Source organism: Photorhabdus africana (assembly GCF_035181445.1).
GTDB lineage: Bacteria > Pseudomonadota > Gammaproteobacteria > Enterobacterales > Enterobacteriaceae > Photorhabdus > Photorhabdus laumondii.
Genome location: NZ_JAXBVE010000018.1, coordinates 48,109 through 66,201 on the forward strand (window position 1 = coordinate 48,109; position 18,093 = coordinate 66,201).

Annotated in this window: 13 protein-coding genes and 2 pseudogenes; 8 read left to right on the forward strand and 7 right to left on the reverse strand. The window is 42.8% G+C overall.

Features of this window, described 5'->3' with window-relative positions:
* Window positions 1–12 precede the first annotated feature (12 nt).
* From SLS51_RS12175 to SLS51_RS12185, 3 genes are read right to left on the reverse strand one after another with little or no spacing between them, the layout of a single operon-like run.
* On the reverse strand, window positions 13–1,110 hold the full coding sequence (locus tag SLS51_RS12175) for an MSMEG_0568 family radical SAM protein (RefSeq protein WP_323838663.1): 1,098 nt from the start codon (window positions 1,108–1,110) through the stop codon (window positions 13–15).
* A 24-nt stretch (window positions 1,111–1,134) separates the two neighbouring features.
* On the reverse strand, window positions 1,135–2,142 hold the full coding sequence (locus SLS51_RS12180; protein WP_323838665.1) for a Nit6803 family nitrilase: 1,008 nt from the start codon (window positions 2,140–2,142) through the stop codon (window positions 1,135–1,137).
* A 29-nt stretch (window positions 2,143–2,171) separates the two neighbouring features.
* A complete protein-coding gene (locus SLS51_RS12185) occupies window positions 2,172–2,654 on the reverse strand; it encodes an MSMEG_0572/Sll0783 family nitrogen starvation response protein (protein ID WP_323838667.1) in 483 nt (160 codons plus the stop codon).
* Between the two features lie 277 nt (window positions 2,655–2,931).
* Between SLS51_RS12185 and SLS51_RS12190 the strand changes: the two genes are divergently transcribed.
* Window positions 2,932–4,863 (forward strand): sigma 54-interacting transcriptional regulator, encoded by a 1,932-nt coding sequence (locus SLS51_RS12190; protein WP_323838669.1) that lies wholly within the window; start codon window positions 2,932–2,934, stop codon window positions 4,861–4,863.
* Window positions 4,864–4,977: 114 nt separating this feature from the next.
* Here the strand turns inward: SLS51_RS12190 and SLS51_RS12195 are convergent.
* The 3 genes and pseudogenes from SLS51_RS12195 to SLS51_RS12205 form a co-directional block, all read right to left on the reverse strand.
* Window positions 4,978–5,106 (reverse strand): annotated as a pseudogene (locus SLS51_RS12195) (IS200/IS605 family transposase); the annotation flags it as partial.
* 7 nt (window positions 5,107–5,113) lie between these two features.
* Window positions 5,114–5,605 carry a sigma-70 family RNA polymerase sigma factor gene (locus SLS51_RS12200; RefSeq protein ID WP_323838671.1) on the reverse strand — a complete coding sequence of 164 codons (492 nt, stop codon included), beginning with the start codon at window positions 5,603–5,605 and terminating at the stop codon, window positions 5,114–5,116.
* 135 nt (window positions 5,606–5,740) lie between these two features.
* Window positions 5,741–8,041, reverse strand: coding sequence for a TonB-dependent hemoglobin/transferrin/lactoferrin family receptor (locus tag SLS51_RS12205; RefSeq protein ID WP_323838673.1), 2,301 nt, complete (start codon window positions 8,039–8,041; stop codon window positions 5,741–5,743).
* 260 nt (window positions 8,042–8,301) lie between these two features.
* Here SLS51_RS12205 and dinB point away from each other — a divergent pair, with 260 nt between their 5' ends.
* Entirely contained in the window at window positions 8,302–9,357 is a 1,056-nt protein-coding gene (gene dinB, locus SLS51_RS12210; protein ID WP_323838675.1) for a DNA polymerase IV, read from the forward strand.
* 35 nt (window positions 9,358–9,392) lie between these two features.
* Here dinB and pepD read toward each other — a convergent pair whose 3' ends face one another.
* On the reverse strand, window positions 9,393–10,853 hold the full coding sequence (gene pepD / locus SLS51_RS12215; RefSeq protein WP_323838677.1) for a beta-Ala-His dipeptidase: 1,461 nt from the start codon (window positions 10,851–10,853) through the stop codon (window positions 9,393–9,395).
* A gap of 256 nt (window positions 10,854–11,109) precedes the next feature.
* Between pepD and gpt the strand changes: the two genes are divergently transcribed.
* From gpt to aas, 6 genes and pseudogenes are all read left to right on the forward strand, one after another.
* On the forward strand, window positions 11,110–11,571 hold the full coding sequence (gene gpt, locus SLS51_RS12220) for a xanthine phosphoribosyltransferase (RefSeq protein WP_323838679.1): 462 nt from the start codon (window positions 11,110–11,112) through the stop codon (window positions 11,569–11,571).
* A gap of 14 nt (window positions 11,572–11,585) precedes the next feature.
* A complete protein-coding gene (gene frsA, locus SLS51_RS12225; protein WP_323838681.1) occupies window positions 11,586–12,833 on the forward strand; it encodes an esterase FrsA in 1,248 nt (415 codons plus the stop codon).
* Window positions 12,834–13,033: 200 nt separating this feature from the next.
* A complete protein-coding gene (gene proB / locus SLS51_RS12230) occupies window positions 13,034–14,137 on the forward strand; it encodes a glutamate 5-kinase (protein ID WP_323838835.1) in 1,104 nt (367 codons plus the stop codon).
* Between the two features lie 9 nt (window positions 14,138–14,146).
* The gene (proA, locus tag SLS51_RS12235; protein WP_323838683.1) at window positions 14,147–15,400 is read left to right on the forward strand and encodes a glutamate-5-semialdehyde dehydrogenase; all 1,254 of its coding nucleotides are present in this window, start codon (window positions 14,147–14,149) and stop codon (window positions 15,398–15,400) included.
* A 182-nt stretch (window positions 15,401–15,582) separates the two neighbouring features.
* A complete protein-coding gene (aroL, locus tag SLS51_RS12240; RefSeq protein ID WP_323838685.1) occupies window positions 15,583–16,107 on the forward strand; it encodes a shikimate kinase AroL in 525 nt (174 codons plus the stop codon).
* 100 nt (window positions 16,108–16,207) lie between these two features.
* Window positions 16,208–18,085: pseudogene (gene aas / locus SLS51_RS12245) on the forward strand (bifunctional acyl-ACP--phospholipid O-acyltransferase/long-chain-fatty-acid--ACP ligase); the annotation flags it as partial.
* Window positions 18,086–18,093: the final 8 nt, after the last annotated feature.

Genomic DNA, 18,093 nt, shown 5'->3' on the forward strand with positions numbered 1-18,093 from the left:
ATCACATTCTCCCTATTCATACGCTTTCAGCGAAGAGCAAGCGCCACATTTAGCACAGCCGGCTTGAGTATTTTCCGAGTTCAAACCATGTTGTTTGAGTTGCTGTCCAATTTTCGGATAGAGCGACTGCATAAAAGCTTGATCAGGTTTAGGGTGATGCTCTAATGGTGTACCTCGAATCGGTACAAACGGCACTACAAATGGATATACCCCAATTTCAGTCAGCTTGGCGGTCATTTCCACGATTTCCAGTTCGGTATCGCCCAAACCTGCCAAAATGTAGGTACTGACTTGTCCTCGACCGAACACCGCAACGGCTGCCTCAAATGCCGCAAAATATTTTTCCAACGATACTTCGGCTTTACCCGGCATAATTTTCTGCCGTACACGTTCGCTTACCGCCTCAAGGTGCATGCCAATCGACACGGCTCCTGCATCTTTTAAACGTTGAAACCAGGCAAAATCATCAGGTGGTTCGCACTGTACCTGTATTGGCAAATCGACTTGTGCCTTAATCGCTTTAACTGAGTCATATAAAATCTTGGCGCCACGATCTCCCGTGTTTGGCGTACCCGTGGTGATCACCATTTGTTTAACGCCATCCAGTTCAACGGCGGCTTTCGCTACCTCAGCCAGTTGTTCCGGGCGTTTACGGATCAAGGTTCGACCCTCTTTTAAAGATTGATCAATCGAGCAAAATTGGCAGGCAGTGGCCTTGTCTTTCATACGAATGCAATGCTGTAACACCGTTGTCGCCAGTACATCACGGCTGTGTAAGGTGGCAATTTGTTCGTAGGTAATGCCTTCTGCGGTTTTTAAATCGTAAAAACGTGGTCGTCCTGGCGCAGTTAAGGTCGCCACAGGAATCCGGTTTTTAAAGACAATCACTTTGTCAGAGTGCGGTTCAGGTTTTGCGGTGTAGGGAGAATCTTGTGCAGCAAGGTTTAGCACAGGAATCATCATGGTCTGCCCGTCAAGGCTCAGCGCCTTATGATCGCTTGGCCCTGCGCCACCTTTACGGGACAAGCCAAAATTGCCTTCCCATTTCAGACCATTACATTGCAAGTCGGTTAATAATTGCAAATTGGTTAATCGCTGTATTGCAGACATCTTTAACCCCTCTATCGATTGGGTTTACATCAATATGGTTTCGGCATGTTCTTCATTAAATTTTGAGAGCTTTTCGAGATGACTTTGAGCTGATGTTTCAACTTGCAGCTCATGTAATACGTGTGTTGGGCGACGATCAATTAATAAGCTGAGTAATTCTGGTCGGCTGTAATGTCCAATCGAATCCATCATGCGTTTACGTTTATCAATCAGGCTAAAATCCAGATCGGCAATACAATAACCTTCACCTTGTGTGATCGGTTCAGCCAGGAGTTTGCCCTCGGGAGAAACGATAGCGGCAAAACATCCTCCTGAAATTGGACCAATATCACAGCCAGTATCCTGCATAATTTGCTGTTGCTGTTCGGGATGCAGCCATGCGGTGGCGTTGATCACAAAGCAGCCAGATTCTAAAGCGTGGTGTTGAATGGTTGCGCGGATTTGATCGGCAAAGACTTGCCCTACCAACGAACCGGGAAACATGGCAGCATGAATTTGCTCACCGTCTGCCATTAAGGCAAAGCGGGCCAACGGGTTGTAATGTTCCCAACATGCCAGCGAACCAATACGCCCCACTGCAGAATTAATGGCACGTAAACCACTGCCATCACCTTGTCCCCACACCATGCGTTCATGGTAAGTTGGGGTAATTTTGCGGCGATGCTGAATGATTGAACCGTCGGCATTAAATAACAGTTGCGCGTTATAAATCGTACTGCCCGCACGTTCATTAATGCCAATCGATACCACCATGTTGGCTTCAAGACAGGCTTGACCAATCGCTAAGGTTGCTTCGGAGGGTACAACCACTGATTCATTTAACAGCTTTAAATGTTCTTTACCCATAGCAAATGGCGGTTGTACAAAGGAAAAATAAGGGTAATAAGGCACGACGGTTTCAGGAAAGACTGCAAATTGCACTCCTTGTTTTCCAAGCTCTAAAATAATGCCACAGATTTTTTTTACCGTTGCGGCTTGACTATAAAGCACCGGACTACATTGCACTGCGGCAGCTTTAATTATTCGGTTCATAACCTTATCCCCTCATAGTTTATGTTTACTTAGGCAGTCCAGGTATCAATGATTAAGGCATTGTCGCGGCGCATCAGCAGTCTTAAATCCATCACATCCAATGGATTAATTGGCCGAATTCCCGGAATAAGCGCTTTTTCGGTTTGCCCATACAACGCTTGTAACGCAAAACGGCAGGCATAGACTTCGCCACCTTCTTCCATAAAGGCTTTGAACTGATTGTTGACAGCTAAATGACCCGGAAAAGCTTCCGCTCCTAAAGTTGGAAAACCCCGTTGTACACCCAACTGCACGCCTGGGCCGTAAAGCAAAATCTTGGTTTCAAAGCCTTTGCGCAACAGACGTTTTGCCTGTAACACATTGATCAAGCCAATTGACCCTTCAAATGCAACAGTATGGAAAGTCACCAATGCCTTTTCACCTGGCTGGGCTTTGACGTCCTCAAACACTTTTTCTTCATAATCAACAAGAAAATCGCCGTCTTTATATTGCTCGATATCAATCTTTGGCATAACTAACTCCTAGTTCAATGTTATTTAGGAATGAACCAACATGTAGTCTGTCTGTACTAGTGCGAGAAATTATTGCGAGAACTGTGCCAAGTGATATTTTGGAACGGAAGTTAATTCTTATCACATTGAAAAATATCATTTAATTTTTATAAAAATATTTTTCATGGATATAAATTGAACTGCTAGGGAATGAGGATTTTTCGTAGTATTATGAAATTTCATAGCTTAAATTATGAAATTTCATATACCCTATGGATTTTAAGAGGTAACTTGAAAAATGACGGGTATAGTAACTGACTTTATCTCAGACTGGGTAGTTTACGAAGACTCGATTCGCCCATTGGTATTTGAACACACGTCACAGGCATTAATTGTGCTAGATCCACATCAAAACCAGTTTATTGATGTGAATATTAGCGCCACCCAATTATTACAATATGAACGTCATGAAATTATTCAAAAAACGGTGACTTCCATTTTTGGTCATTTCAGACAATTGCCATATCTTGTGGCATTTACCGAAGAAGCTTTGGTAAAAGGTCGGGCTTGGAACAATGAGTTGTATATCTTTGATAAAAACGGTGAAAAAATCCAGTTGGATATTACCGCTGTTTCATTGCCCTATAAAAATAAAACCTTACTGATATGGTCGTTGGTGGATGTCAAAGAGTTAGAACTGCGCCAACTTAATAAAAATGCCGATAAAGCCATTCGTACAGGTTTAAAAGAATCGCAAGCCTTACAAGAGCTGTTTATTGACTCTGACACAGGTAAGCATTTATTACTGAGTTCAGTTGGTGACGGTATTTACAGTATTAACGAACAAGGCTTGTGTACCTTTATTAACCCTGTTGGGGCTAAAATGTTGGGGCTGCAACCTGAAGATGTATTGAGTGACAATATCCATAAGATTCATCACCATACCCATGAAAATGGCGAACCCTATCCTGAAGAAGAGTGCCCGATTTATGCAGCGGTACATGACGGTATTGTGCATGAAGGGGTTCAGGAGATTTTTTGGCGTCGTGATGGTAGTTGCTTTCCGGTGGAATTTACCAGTACCCCAGTGATTCGTGACAGTGAAATTATTGGCGCGGTAGTGGTGTTCCGTGATATTACCGATCGGCTGAATACCGAAAAACAACTGACCCATGCCCTTGAAGAACTACAAGATTTAAAAAGTCGATTGGAACAGCAAAATGAATATCTGCAAGAAGAAATTTTACATGAAAATCAATATGATGAAATTATTGGCAGGAGTGCATCCATTTTACAGATTATTGAAAAAATCAAGGTGGTCGCCCCAGCCGATGCCAATGTGATGATTTATGGTGAATCAGGTACAGGCAAAGAGCTGATTGCTCGTGCTATTCACCAATCCAGTCACCGTAAACAGCAACCACTTATTCGAGTCAATTGTGCCGCCATTCCTTCGGAACTGTTTGAAAGTGAATTTTTTGGACATGTCAAAGGTGCATTTACTGGGGCTGTGCGTGACCGTGCCGGACGTTTTGAATTGGCAGATCAGGGCACACTATTTTTAGATGAAATTGGTGAAATTCCTATCGAGCTACAAAGTAAATTGCTACGTGTATTGCAGGAAGGAACCTTTGAACGAGTCGGCGAAGAAAAAACGCGACATGTGGATGTGCGGATTATTGCCGCCACCAACCGCAATTTAAAAGAAGAAGTTAAACACAAACGCTTTCGTGAAGACCTCTATTTCCGTTTAAATGTATTCCCGATTTATTCACCGGCTTTACGTGACCGGAAAGAAGATATTCCACTTTTGGTTACGCATTTTACTAAGTTGATTTGTGACAAGCGTAAAATTAATTATCTCCCATTTTCACAAAGGCATATTTTAGAATTACAGCAATATGATTGGCCTGGTAATATTCGTGAATTACAAAATGTCATTGAACGCGCACTCATTATAGCGAAACAAGGCACTGTTTCCTTTAAATATTTGCTAGAACAAGATCAACAGCAAAATGAAATTGCGTATCAGAATATTCACAATAGACTTCAACAAATTGAAGTCGTGCTGACCATGCAGCAACTGAAAGACTTGGAAATTAAAAATTTCTCTCTTGCCGTTAAACAATGCAAAGGGAAAATTTTTGGTGATGATGGCGCAGCAAAATTGTTGGGAATGAACCCAACGACATTGATCTCACGCTTAAAGAAATTGGGAATTGGTTATTAAAAAGCTCATCTGGAGCTTGGAAAATGCGTTTTATATGTATTAGCGCCTTATTTACTAGTTACAAAAACCCGCAAAAAACTGCGGACTCAATGCTGGCGGGGATATAAGGGGGAGCTAACCCGGTGTTTTCTGCGATTCTACATACGCCTTTAGTGTCTCGATGGTTGTACCGTCTGCACCACAGGCGAAATAAGAGCGTGATCATAGCCCCCCACTATCAGACTGCTTTCGCAGAATGGTTTTTTGAATTTTAAGTGAGAATTTGAATTTTTTTACATTTGTTATGTGCTCGTTGCAAATACTGTTTTACTGAACTGGAAGAAACCTGGAGTTGATCAGCTATTTGGCTATAACGCAGTCCCTGTAGCTGTGCCAGCAAAAAAGCGCTTTTTACTGGAACTGGCAATTTATCAAGAGTGATCTCAAGCTGTTCAAATGTGGCGATTCTGCTTTCAGCAGAGGGCATAGTCATTTTTGGTGTCGAGTTTATATATTCCAAATAGTTCTCTTCGGTCTTCCTTCGACGGTAATAGTTGGCAACCAGGCAGCGAGCTACGGTCGCCAGAAAAGGCCGTGGTTGGCGGATATCTGACAAATTTGAACTTGATAAAACGTTCAGGAAAGTGTCCTGCGTGAGATCTTCCGCATGGCAGGGGCAAGGGACTTTATGGCGTAGCCAGTTGTATAACCAGTCATGATGTTCAAAGTAAAATTGTTGCGCAGAACTATTAATTTTAGGCATGTCTTTGGTGTTGGTATTATGATTTCCAACAATTTTTATAAATGAAAATGATTATTATTTTCATATGGTCATCGTCTGTCAAGCTGTTGGACTTAAGTGAGTTCCCTCAAATAGAGGGAACTATCAGGTAAGAAATCAGAACTTTTGCGAGACGCTGAATTTAATGTTACGTCCAACCCCGGAAACCGATTCACCGAGGTATGGGCGATAATCACGATTAAACAAGTTATTTACCGTGACACGTGCTTCAAGACCTTGCCAGAAATTGGGTTGCCAACTGGCGAATACGCCATGCAGTGCATAACCTTTGCTTTTGGGTATTGACCAGAGTGTTGCCATGGGATCTCCATCTTTCGGCGATCTGTCTTGTTTACGGATAAAATCTCCGGTCCAGCCTATTGCCATCTGCCATTGAGGGATTTTTACCCCTAACATGGCGCGGGCGGAGGTGGGTGGAATTTCCGCAATCCAGGTTTTATTACCCCAAGGATCGCGAGGTGAAGCATCTCTCTGACCACGGATCGTTGAATAAGAAAGTTTTCCGAACAAGTCATTGCTGTCGTAGAAAGTCTCGATTTCCAGCCCTTGAATGGTGTATCCCGGTAAATTACGGTAGTTGGATAAAGGTTTTCCGCAATCCGGTGATTTACACACTATTCCGCGACGGGTAAATATTTCATCCTTGCCTCTATTACGGAATAAAGTTGTACGGATTTGCAAATTATCTTGGTCTGCCAGCAGGTTATTGAAATTCAGAATCGCACCGAAGCGTAAACCCGTTATTCTTTCTACATCTAAGTTACGGCTGGTGGCAGTAACACTTGCCCGGGCATATTGCATTTCATACTGTTCATCCACCAACGGAGCGCGCCATGTCCGGCTGATATCTGAAAATAGTGACAGGTTTTGTGTTGCTTTCCACATGATACCAAAATGAGGAGACCAGCCAGTATAAGTAACACTGCGGTAATCGTGCCCTATATTTGGTGAATTATTATTGTAGATTGCCGCGATATTGGGTTTGCCAATATTGGTGATATGGTCATAGCGAACACCGGGTGTCAAAGTAACATCGCCGATAACCATTGCATCCTGCAAATAGAAACTATTCGTTTTTTGTTCGCCTGAAGGCATATAGGTTGGCTGAAAATAGCCATAATTATATTCAGATTTTTTGTCTTTACTTTTATCATGGATAAGGGTATTCCGTTGATTTTTATGCCAACGAACTCCAACTAATAATGTGTGTTCTATTGGTCCGGTTATAAAAGCACTTTTGTTATTTATATCTGCTAAGTTATCTACATAGTCGATCCAGCTTTCATTTCCTAATGAACCAAGAAAACCGCTGTGGGCTTTTTCAGAGCGTTTATCATGCTGTTCGGTTTTCGAATAGGCATAGGTTGCTGTCAGGTTAAGTAACGGATTGTCTTCTGGTGCAATATTCCATTTAGCTGTGTAATTTTGGTCTGTTTGATCACGATAAACTAACTTCCGGCGCCAGGCTTCATTCCAACCATATTTTTCAATGTCGGCTTCTGACGGAACGGCTATCTCATCACGTTTTGCTGCCCACGGCTGCCAGCCATCAGAATCAGAACGCATAGCGGAAAGTGTCAATGTATTAGCATCGTTCAGGTAAAAATTTGTTTTCAATAAATAAGATGCCTGATCACTTTTAGAGAAAACAAAGCGGGTACCATCCGGTCGTTTAATATTGCCGCCATCTCGTTTACTCATATATAACAGGCCGTCAGCGAAACCTTCTATTGTCCGGCCATAAACTGCACTGCTATAAATATTTTGGCGATCATTGGTGTGATAACTGTATTTCAGCAATCCACCAAAATCTTCTCCCGGCCGTAATAAATCACTGGCATCTTTGGTGACAACTTTAACTGTTCCACCAAATCCGCCATTGCCATCAAGTAAATTATGTGGGCCTTTATCGACATCGATTCGTTTGATTAATTCGGGTTCAATAAAGATAGAACCTTGGCGATATTTCTCGAAGCCTTTCGGTGCATCATCCAGGGTGACCTTAACGTCTTCGGTATCGCCCATTCCCCAGATATTCAGAGTTTGGCCGCCTGGACGAGGCGATCCTGACATAGAAACGCCGGGAAGTTGATCGAGCAGTTCGGCAATATTATCTGCCTGAGTACGTTCAATATCCTCTTTTTTCAATACGGAGCTTCCGGCACTGACGCTGTTATTCAATCCGCCAATAACAGAAAGTGTAGAAAGTGTGATGACTTTCTCTGATTTTTCCGGTTTTTCTTTTGACTTTTGCTCTTCATTTTCTTGTGCAGCCAGATAACCTGGCAGGCCAGTACTCAGCATAATTATGCTTGATAAAGCATAATGAAGAGTGCGATTAATTGGCTGTGTAGTCGCTGTAATTGGGGTTTTTTGTGGTTTCCCGCTATTTTTCATTGTTATTAGCATCCTTGGAATGTCGTTAAGTAGAAAAGTTGTACTTACAGGATAGGTCACTTAACGCAAGGAATCGGGCAGGGAAAAGTTAATAACGGTATTAATTAATTATTTTATTGGTCAAGATATTTTCAAATTTGAGCTAAAAGTGTCTTTTAACCGTCGCTCTGATGGTGTTACTAGCCGATATTGTTACTAGATTGCTCTTGAGTCTATTTTTATGTATGTTTATACAGTTGTTGTTGATAGGCTAAAGCAGAATGCGAAAGATTATTCATATTGATATGGACTGTTTCTACGCAGCGATTGAAATGCGTGATGATCCGTCACTTCGTCATATTCCCATTGCGGTGGGTGGCAACGCAGACAAGCGGGGTGTTATTAGTACAGCTAATTATCCTGCCCGTCGTTTTGGGGTACGTAGTGCAATGTCTACTGCAATGGCGCTGAAACTCTGTCCTCAGCTTAAAGTTCTTCCGGGGCGTATGGCACTGTATAGGGAGGTTTCCCGGCATATCCATCAGATATTGTCTCGTTATACTGAGTGGATAGAGCCTCTGTCATTGGATGAAGCTTATTTGAATGTTACTGATAGTCATCATTGTCATGGATCTGCCACACTTATCGCACAGGAGATCCGTCAATCCATTTTTGATGAATTACAATTGACGGCATCAGCCGGTATTGCACCGGTGAAATTTTTGGCAAAAATCGCTTCTGATAGTAATAAACCGAATGGGCAGTATGTCATTCCTCCTGATCGAGTGGCTGATTTTGTTAAGGTTTTACCTTTGCGAAAAATTCCGGGGGTTGGCAAAGTCATGGTGCAACGGCTGGCTAATATGGGGCTGGAAACCTGTTCTGATGTGCAAAAATATGACGTCATTGTTTTGGTGAAACAGTTGGGGAAATTTGGGCAGGTACTTTGGGATCGTTGTCACGGTATTGATGAACGATTGGTGAATCCAGACCGTCTGCGAAAATCAATTGGTGTGGAGCGGACACTTGCGAAAGATATTCATCAATGGGAACAGTGTACTGAACTGATAGAAAGTTTATATCTGGAATTAGAAAAACGGTTGAGTAACGTTAAACCTGATCTGCGGATTGCCCGTCAGGGGGTTAAACTGAAATTTGATGATTTTCAACTCACAACTCAGGAGCATGTCCATCCACTATTGGATAAGCAGGATTTACTGCAATTGGCCCAGAAAACATGGACATCTCGTCGGGAAGGGCGTGGCGTTCGTTTAGTGGGTTTGCACGTGATGTTGCAGGACCCAGAAATTGAGCGGCAACTCTTGTTTGAATGGTAATTCCCCTGCCATCGCATAGGGCAGGGGAGAGCTGATTAAGCCTTTTCAGGAATGGCTTTCAGAATTGCAGTCAGCAGTTGCCAATATTGCCCGACACTCTTGATGTGCACTTGTTCGTCAGGAGAGTGAGCACCCGTAATGGTTGGCCCGATAGATACCATGTCCATATCAGGATAAGGTTTCTTGAATAGGCCACATTCCAGCCCTGCATGGATCACCATAATATTGGGTGTTTTATCGAATAACTGTTGATAAGTCTCACTGACTAAGTGCATTACTGGAGAACTTGCATCTGGCTGCCAGCCGGGATAATCACCTTTAGCGGAAATCTCGGCATTCGACAATTTAGCTAGCGAAGAGAGCATACCTATGACATAGGACTTGCCGCTGTCGATAAGCGAACGGATTAAGTAAATGATATTCACCTTATCTTGTTCCATTGCAACAACGCCCACGTTTAGCGAGGTTTCTACTACACCTTTGATGACATCACTCATACGGATAACACCATTGGGGGTACTGTTTAGCAATGAGATAAAACGGTTTTGGTCGTCATCAGTTAATGCCTGAATATCGGTTTCGACCTCTTCCAATAATACAGTCAGGTTTTTCTCAACGATGGCATATTCATTTTTCAGTATACCCAAGTATTTATCCTTTAATTGGGTAAGCTGTGCTGCTTTATCGGCAGGAATAGCAACAATAACATGGCCTTCACGTGGAATGGCATTACGCAGCGTACCGCCTTGGAAGTCGAGCAGTTTTAGCTCCAATTCCTGAGTATGGGCGGCAAGGAAGCGAGCCAGTAGTTTGTTGGCATTACCCAGTCCTAAATGAATATCACAACCGGAATGCCCGCCCTTCAGACCTTTGATGACCAGTTTTAGTGTTTTGTAGTGAGCTGGAACTGCTTCACGAGTCAATGCTAAAGTGGTGGTAAAATCGATACCGCCAGCACAACCCATGTAGATTTCTCCTTCTTCCTCTGAATCGGTATTGATTAAGATATCAGCTTGAAGCCAGCCCGGTTGCAGGCCAAAAGCACCATCCATTCCGGCTTCTTCCGTCATGGTCAATAAAACTTCTAGCGGGCCATGTTTTACATTGTCATCAGCCAGTACCGCCAACGCTGATGCCAGGCCAATGCCATTATCGGCCCCCAGAGTTGTACCTTGGGCAGTAACCCATTCACCATCAACATAAGGACGGATCGGATCTTTAGTGAAATCGTGCACTGTATCGTTGTTTTTCTGCGGCACCATATCAAGATGTGCTTGCAGAACAACTGCTTTACGATTTTCCAACCCTTTACTGGCTGGCTTTCTGATCAGAATATTGCCGACTTGATCACGTTCAACGTGCAACTCTTTTTCTTGCGCCCATTGAACAATGTGGGTTGCCAGCGCTTCTTCATGGTAAGAAGGGTGGGGAATAGAGCAGATTTTGGCAAAGATGTCCCATAGAGGTTGAGGGGATAATTGTGATAGTTCTGACACGACGAATCTCCTATGACTGCATCTCAATTAAGATGGAAATCACTATTCTCTACTTGAGAAATAGTTTTTATATGATGAGCGCTTAACGCCATGATGTTATTGGGCTCAGAATAGCACTTTACTTTTGTGAAGAATAATACGATTCATTGATTCCCTGTTTCCGCTAGTTTTTACAGACCTAAGTCACTATAATTCGCGCAACTTTTTTTGCGAGATGCTTTTCTAAAGTATTCTTAAGTTGTCGGGATCAATTTTTATGAGCGAAAAATATGTCGTAACTTGGGATATGTTGCAAATACATGCCCGTAAATTGGCACAACGTTTACTTCCTGTCGAACAGTGGAAAGGCATCATTGCCGTGAGTCGCGGTGGGCTTGTCCCTGGAGCGCTTCTGGCGCGTGAATTGGGCATTCGTCATGTAGATACAGTCTGTATTTCCAGCTATGACCATAATAATCAACGTGAGCTGAAAGTTCTGAGAAAAGCGGAAGGCGATGGTGAAGGTTTTATTGTTGTGGATGATCTGGTTGATACTGGCGGTACTGCTCAGGCCATCCGTGAAATGTATCCAAAAGCCCATTTTGTGACTATTTTTGCAAAGCCGGCAGGCCGACCTTTGGTTGATGATTATATTGTTGATATTCCTCAAGATACTTGGATCGAGCAACCTTGGGATATGGGTGTAGTATTCTTTCCACCAATTTGTGAAGGTAAATAAAATCAACATTAGTTATGGCAAATCGGAACCTTTCAGAATCACTTTTTAAGTCAAGGCAAAAACATCAGGAAACCTCCACGCTGGTAAAGCATCGCGATCCTCGGTTAATTGCGGGTAATTACAGTACGTTGGATGGTAATAGTCATGGTAGCTGGTATCGTATGATTAACCGGCTGATGTGGATTTGGCGAGAAATTGATCCGTTTGAAATAGAAGAAGTGTTGTGCCGGATTGCCATGACAAACGCACAACGCAGTGATGATAATTTACTGGATACGGTGATTGGGTATCGTAAAGGTAACTGGGTTTTTGAGTGGTCACATCAGGCGATGTTGTGGCAACAGAGAGCGTTGCAGGCAGAGCAGATCCCAGATGCGGGCAATTTCTGGTTGAAAGCGGCTAATTTGTATAGCATCGCCGGTTATCCCCATCTTAAGGGGGATGAGTTGTCTCAGCAGGCCGTCATTTTAGCCAATAAAGCTTATGAAAATGCGGCTCGTTGTTCTGGCTATCAGTTGAGGAAAATAGCGTTCAAACTCAAGGAAGGGGGTTGTGTGACTGGTTTCCTTCATCTGCCTCAGCAATTGCAAAAACCTTCTCCAACTATTTTAGTTTGTGGCAGTTTGGATAATTTGCAAAGCGATTATTATCGGCTATTCCGTGATTATCTGGCGCCGCTTGGATTTGCGATGTTAACTGTGGATATGCCCTCGATTGGTTACTCTTCACGTCTGAGGCTGACACAGGATACCTGTATTCTCCATCAACAAATCATCCATCAACTGGATGAAATTCCCTGGATTGACCACACCAGGATTGGTCTATTTGGTTTTCGCTTTGGTGCCAATATTGCTGTCCGGTTGGCCTATTTGGAATCTAAACGTATTAAGGGCGTTGCGACTCTTGGTGCTATCGTTCATGAGTGGCTCAGTAGCGTTGAACGTCAACAAAATTCACCTTCGATGTATCTTGATATGTTTGCTAGCAGACTGGGTATTTATAATGTGGATGAAAAGGCGTTTCGTCTTGAACTCGGTTGTTACTCCCTTAAAAAACAAGGTTTGTTAGGTCGGCGTTGTTCCGTTCCTATGTTAGCGGGTTATTGGCAGAATGATATTTTCAGCCCGAAAGAAGAATCTAAGCTGATAGCAATGTCATCAATGGATAGTAAATTACTGGCTATTCCGACAACGCCTGTTTATAACAGCTTCAATAAGGCGTTACGGGAGATTAGTCAATGGTTGAAAAATAAAGTCTGTTGATGAAATGTCCGTTATTTGTTGATTGTTAACTGCTTTATTTTATAAAGATTTCATGCGCTTTTGGGGGAAGTGAATAGCATTGATTTGTTCTAAGCCCCTATATTTTTCAATTTAGCATTATAATGCCTGTTGGCATAACGCTTCTCTCCTGTTAAAACTGAGCACTGTTTTTTTAATTTAAATCGAATGGCAAAAATATGATGAATAGCAGCCAAACATTGGTTGTGAAACTGGGGACGAGTGTACTGACAGGTGGCTCTCGTCGCCTGAATCGCGCTCATATTGTAGAACTGGTAAGGCAATGTGCTCAGCAACATGAAAAAGGTCATCGCATTATTATCGTGACTTCCGGTGCTATTGCGGCAGGGAGGGAACATTTGGGCTATCCGGATCTACCGGCAACAATTGCATCCAAGCAATTGCTGGCGGCGGTCGGTCAAAGTCGGTTGATTCAGTTATGGGAGCAGCTCTTTTCTATTTATGGTATCCATGTTGGGCAAATGTTATTGACTCGGGCGGATTTAGAAGATCGCGAACGTTTTTTAAATGCCAGAGATACCTTACAGGCTTTGCTCGATAATCGCATTGTGCCTGTCATTAATGAGAATGATGCGGTTGCGACGGCGGAAATTAAAGTGGGTGATAATGATAATTTATCTGCCCTAGCGGCAATTCTGGGGGGAGCCGATAAGCTGTTATTGCTAACGGATATTGAAGGGCTGTATACCGCTGATCCGCGTAACAATCCAGACGCAAAACTTATCCCGGAAATTTATGACATCAGCGATGAATTACGTCTGGTTGCCGGTGATAGCATTTCGGGTTTAGGGACGGGAGGAATGGCAACTAAACTTCAAGCTGCGGGGATTGCAGGTCGCGCGGGGATTGATGTCATTATTGCCGCGGGTAATAAACCCGATGTCATCTCTGATGTCATTGAAGGTAATCCAGCAGGTACTCGCTTTCATGGGTTGGAAAGCCCGATGGAAAATCGCAAGCGTTGGATTTTTGGCGCCCCTCCGGCGGGTGAAATTATTGTAGATCATGGCGCTGAGACAGCAATTTGCGAAAAAGGCAGCTCTTTATTACCGAAAGGGATTAAAAATATTAAAGGTGATTTCTCCCGTGGAGAGGTTATCTGCATTCGTAGTCTGTCTGGTAAAGATTTGGCGCATGGTGTTTGCCGTTATAACAGTGATGCTCTACGTTTAATTGCAGGCCACCATTCACAACAGATAAGCCAAATCCTCGGTTATGAATATGGTGCTGTTGCGGTTCATCGTGACGACATGATCGTGAGTTAAGGATTTATAATGTTAGAACAAATGGGAAAGGCAGCTAGGGAAGCTGCATGGCAACTGGCACAGCTAAGTACAAAACAGAAAAATCAGGCATTAATCCGCATTGCAGATTTGCTAGAGCAGGAATGTGCAATCATTCTTGAAGCTAATCAGCTTGATATGATTCAGGCCCGTGAACAGGGCATGAGCGAAGCATTGTTGGATCGATTGTTACTGACGCCAGAACGTTTGACTGCGATAGCTCACGATGTCCGTCAGGTATGCCGTTTATCTGACCCGGTAGGGGAACTCATTGATGGCAGTTTGCTTGACAGTGGCTTGAGGTTGGAGCGTCGCCGTGTACCGCTGGGTGTGGTCGGAGTGATTTATGAAGCACGCCCTAATGTCACCATCGATGTTGCATCTCTGTGTTTGAAAACCGGTAATGCGGTTATTTTGCGTGGTGGTAAAGAGACTCACAACACTAATCAAGCGACAGTGAAAGTCATTCAGCAGGCACTTGAACAGAGTGGATTACCTGCCGCAGCCGTGCAGGCGATAGATAAACCGGAGCGTGAGTTAGTTATTCAGCTACTGAAAATGGATCGTTATGTGGATATGTTGATTCCACGTGGTGGTGCAGGATTGCATAAGCTGTGCCGTGAGCAATCGACCATTCCAGTGATTACCGGCGGAATTGGCGTCTGTCATACCTTTGTCGATGAAAGTGCTGATTTCGATAAGGCATTAACTGTCATCGCTAATGCTAAAGTGCAACGCCCAAGTGCCTGTAATGCTTTGGAAACATTGTTGGTACATCAGAAGATTGCGGCTGATTTTCTGCCTGCATTGAGCAAGAGCATGGAAGAACAGGGAGTGACTCTGCATGCGAGTAAATCAGCAATGGTGTTTTTGCAAGATGGAGCTGCTAAGGTCGTGGATGTTGCAGAAGCAGATTACCGTGATGAGTGGTTATCTCTGGATATGAATGTGGAAATTGTCACTGATATGGGGCAGGCAATTGAGCATATTCGTACCTATGGTACATCCCATTCTGATGCTATTTTGACTCAATCTTTGCACAATGCTGACTATTTTGTTCGTCAGGTTGATTCTGCTGCGGTTTATGTGAATGCTAGCACTCGCTTTACTGATGGTGGCCAGTTTGGCTTGGGAGCGGAAGTTGCCGTTAGTACGCAAAAACTGCATTCCCGTGGCCCAATGGGATTAGATGCGCTGACTACGTATAAATGGATTGGTTATGGAGATGATTTAATCCGTAAGTAATGCGTTTACTGTTACCCCAGAAGCGTGTCTGGTTCTGATTATATTGAAGTTTCGGTAAGATCATGCTTTTGGGGTAGTTTTTACCGTATATATTAACTTTTAATTTTACGTTGATGTAAAGTACTGGTTACTATAGGTGTTAATATATTTTTAACGATGAAATTTATCAAGGATATCAGGCAGTGAACCAAATATTGTTTATTGTAGGTGCACGTGGAGCAGGAAAAACGACAGTTGGAAAATTATTAGCCAATGAATTATCGTACACATTTATTGACACTGATCACCATATCCAACAAACCAGTAACATGACCATTGCGGATATTGTTAACCAGCAAGGATGGCAACAATTTCGGCAATTAGAAAGTCAAGCCTTACAACAAGTTACTCAAAGCAATTGCGTTATTTCTACCGGTGGAGGGATCATTCTTTCCGCTGAAAATCGCCAATATATGCGACAAAATGGCACGGTGATTTATCTTCAAGCTTCAGCGAGCATTTTGGCTGAGCGATTAATGCAGCAACCAGAAAGTACCCAACGCCCTAGTTTGACGGGAAAATCTATTGTTGAAGAAATGGAAGAAGTGCTTGCTGCCAGAGAAAATCTCTATTGTGAATGTGCGAACCATATTATTAATGCGCAACTTTCACCGGAAAAAATTGCAACTTATGTGAAAGAAATTATGTTCTCTGGAATAGTTTTCTGACACTATTTTGGTATTTTTTTATAGAGAAATAAGAATATTACAGTGTCGAATAATAAATAGTATCTTCTATTTATTTTTCCAGATGGGTTGAGATACGAATATGTTGTTTAAATTTCTAAGGCTTGTTTTTCGTTTAATGTTTCGTTTAACAATAGAAGGAGATATTAAACAATTTAACCACCCTAAATGCCTTATCACGCCTAATCATGTCTCTTTTCTTGATGGTGTTTTGCTAACACTTTTCTTGCCGGTTAAGCCAGTATTTGCTGTCTATTCCAACATTGCAAATCGGGGTTTTATGAAACTGGTAAGGCGCTATGTTGAAATAGTTCCCTTAGACCCAATAAACCCAATGGCTGTCAGGGTGTTGGTTAAGGAAATAGAAAAGGGGCGGCCAATAGTTGTTTTTCCAGAGGGGAGAATTACTGTTACCGGTTCTTTGATGAAAATCTATGATGGAGCCGCTTTTATTGCGGCGATATCTGAAGCCGCTGTCGTTCCTGTTCGCTTTGAAGGATTAGAAAGAACCCTATTCAGCCGATTAAACGGTATTTTCAAACTTCACCTTTTTCCGAAGGTGACAATGAAAATTCTGCCTGCGACACAATTGCCGATGCCGAATGCGTCTAGTTCGGAGCAACGGCGTCGTTTAGCCGGTGAGCGTTTGCATGAAATAATGATGAATGCACGAATGGCGACCCGACCACAAGAAACAATATTTGAATCTTTACTGGTTGCACGAAAACAATTTGGTCGTTTTAAGCCCTGTATTGAAGATGTTTCTTTTAAAGAAGACAGTTATAACAGTCTGCTTAAAAAAGTACTGGCTGCCAGTCGTATTTTGCAGCGTTTTACCTGCCAGGGGGAACGGATTGGTTTTCTTTTACCTAATGCCACTATTATGGTAGCTGCGATATTTGGGGCATCTTTGAGAGGAAGAATACCGGCTTTACTAAACTATACAACCGACAGTCATGGATTGAAGAATGCGGTAGCGGTTGCCAGTATTAAAACTATCGTGACTTCCCGGCAATTTCTGAAAAAGGAGCGATTAACACATTTATCCGAGCAGGTTACGGAGGTTAACTGGGTTTATCTTGAGGATTTGGACGGTACAGTGACTTTGCTGGATAAATTATGGATCTTGTGGCACCTTTTTTTTCCGAAACAAGCGATGGTGGAACAAAAACCCGATGATGATGCTTTGGTGCTATTTACGTCCGGTTCAGAAACTGTATTAAAAGGTGTCGTTCACAGTCACGCTAGTTTGTTAGCCAATGTGGAACAGATAAAAACCATTACTGATTTCAATCCACTTGACCGTTTTATGTCTTCTCTACCGCTATTTCATGCATTTGGATTGACTGTTGGCTTATTCACTCCACTGTTGTCTGGTAGCCGAATATTCCTCTACCCAAATCCATTGCATTATCGGGTAGTGCCAGAAATGGTATATGAATGTAACTGTACCGTATTATTAGGTACATCTACTTTCCTGGAGAATTATGCTTATTCTGCTCATCCGTATGATTTTGCGCGTCTTCGTTGTGTTATGGCCGGTGTTGAAAAGCTCACGGAAAATACTAAACAGATTTGGCAAGACAAATTTGGTATTCGTATTTTAGAAGGGTATGGCATGACAGAATGTGCGCCTGTCATTGCATTGAATGTGCCGATGATGGCTAAAGTCGGTACGGTTGGGCGGATTTTGCCGGCTATGGAATCCCGTTTAATTCCGGTAGCAGGAATTAAGCAGGGGGGACGTTTGCAGCTACGTGGCCCGAATATGATGAAAGGGTATCTGAGCGTTGAAGATCCAAATCATGTAGAACCGCCAGTGGCAAAAGATGAGCATGGGAATATTCAGTTTGATTGGTTCGATACTGGTGACATTGTTTCAATTGATGAACAGGGATTCTGTACTATTCTCGGGCGGGGGAAACGTTTTGCTAAACAGGAAGAAATCGTGTTATTGGAAAGTGAAGC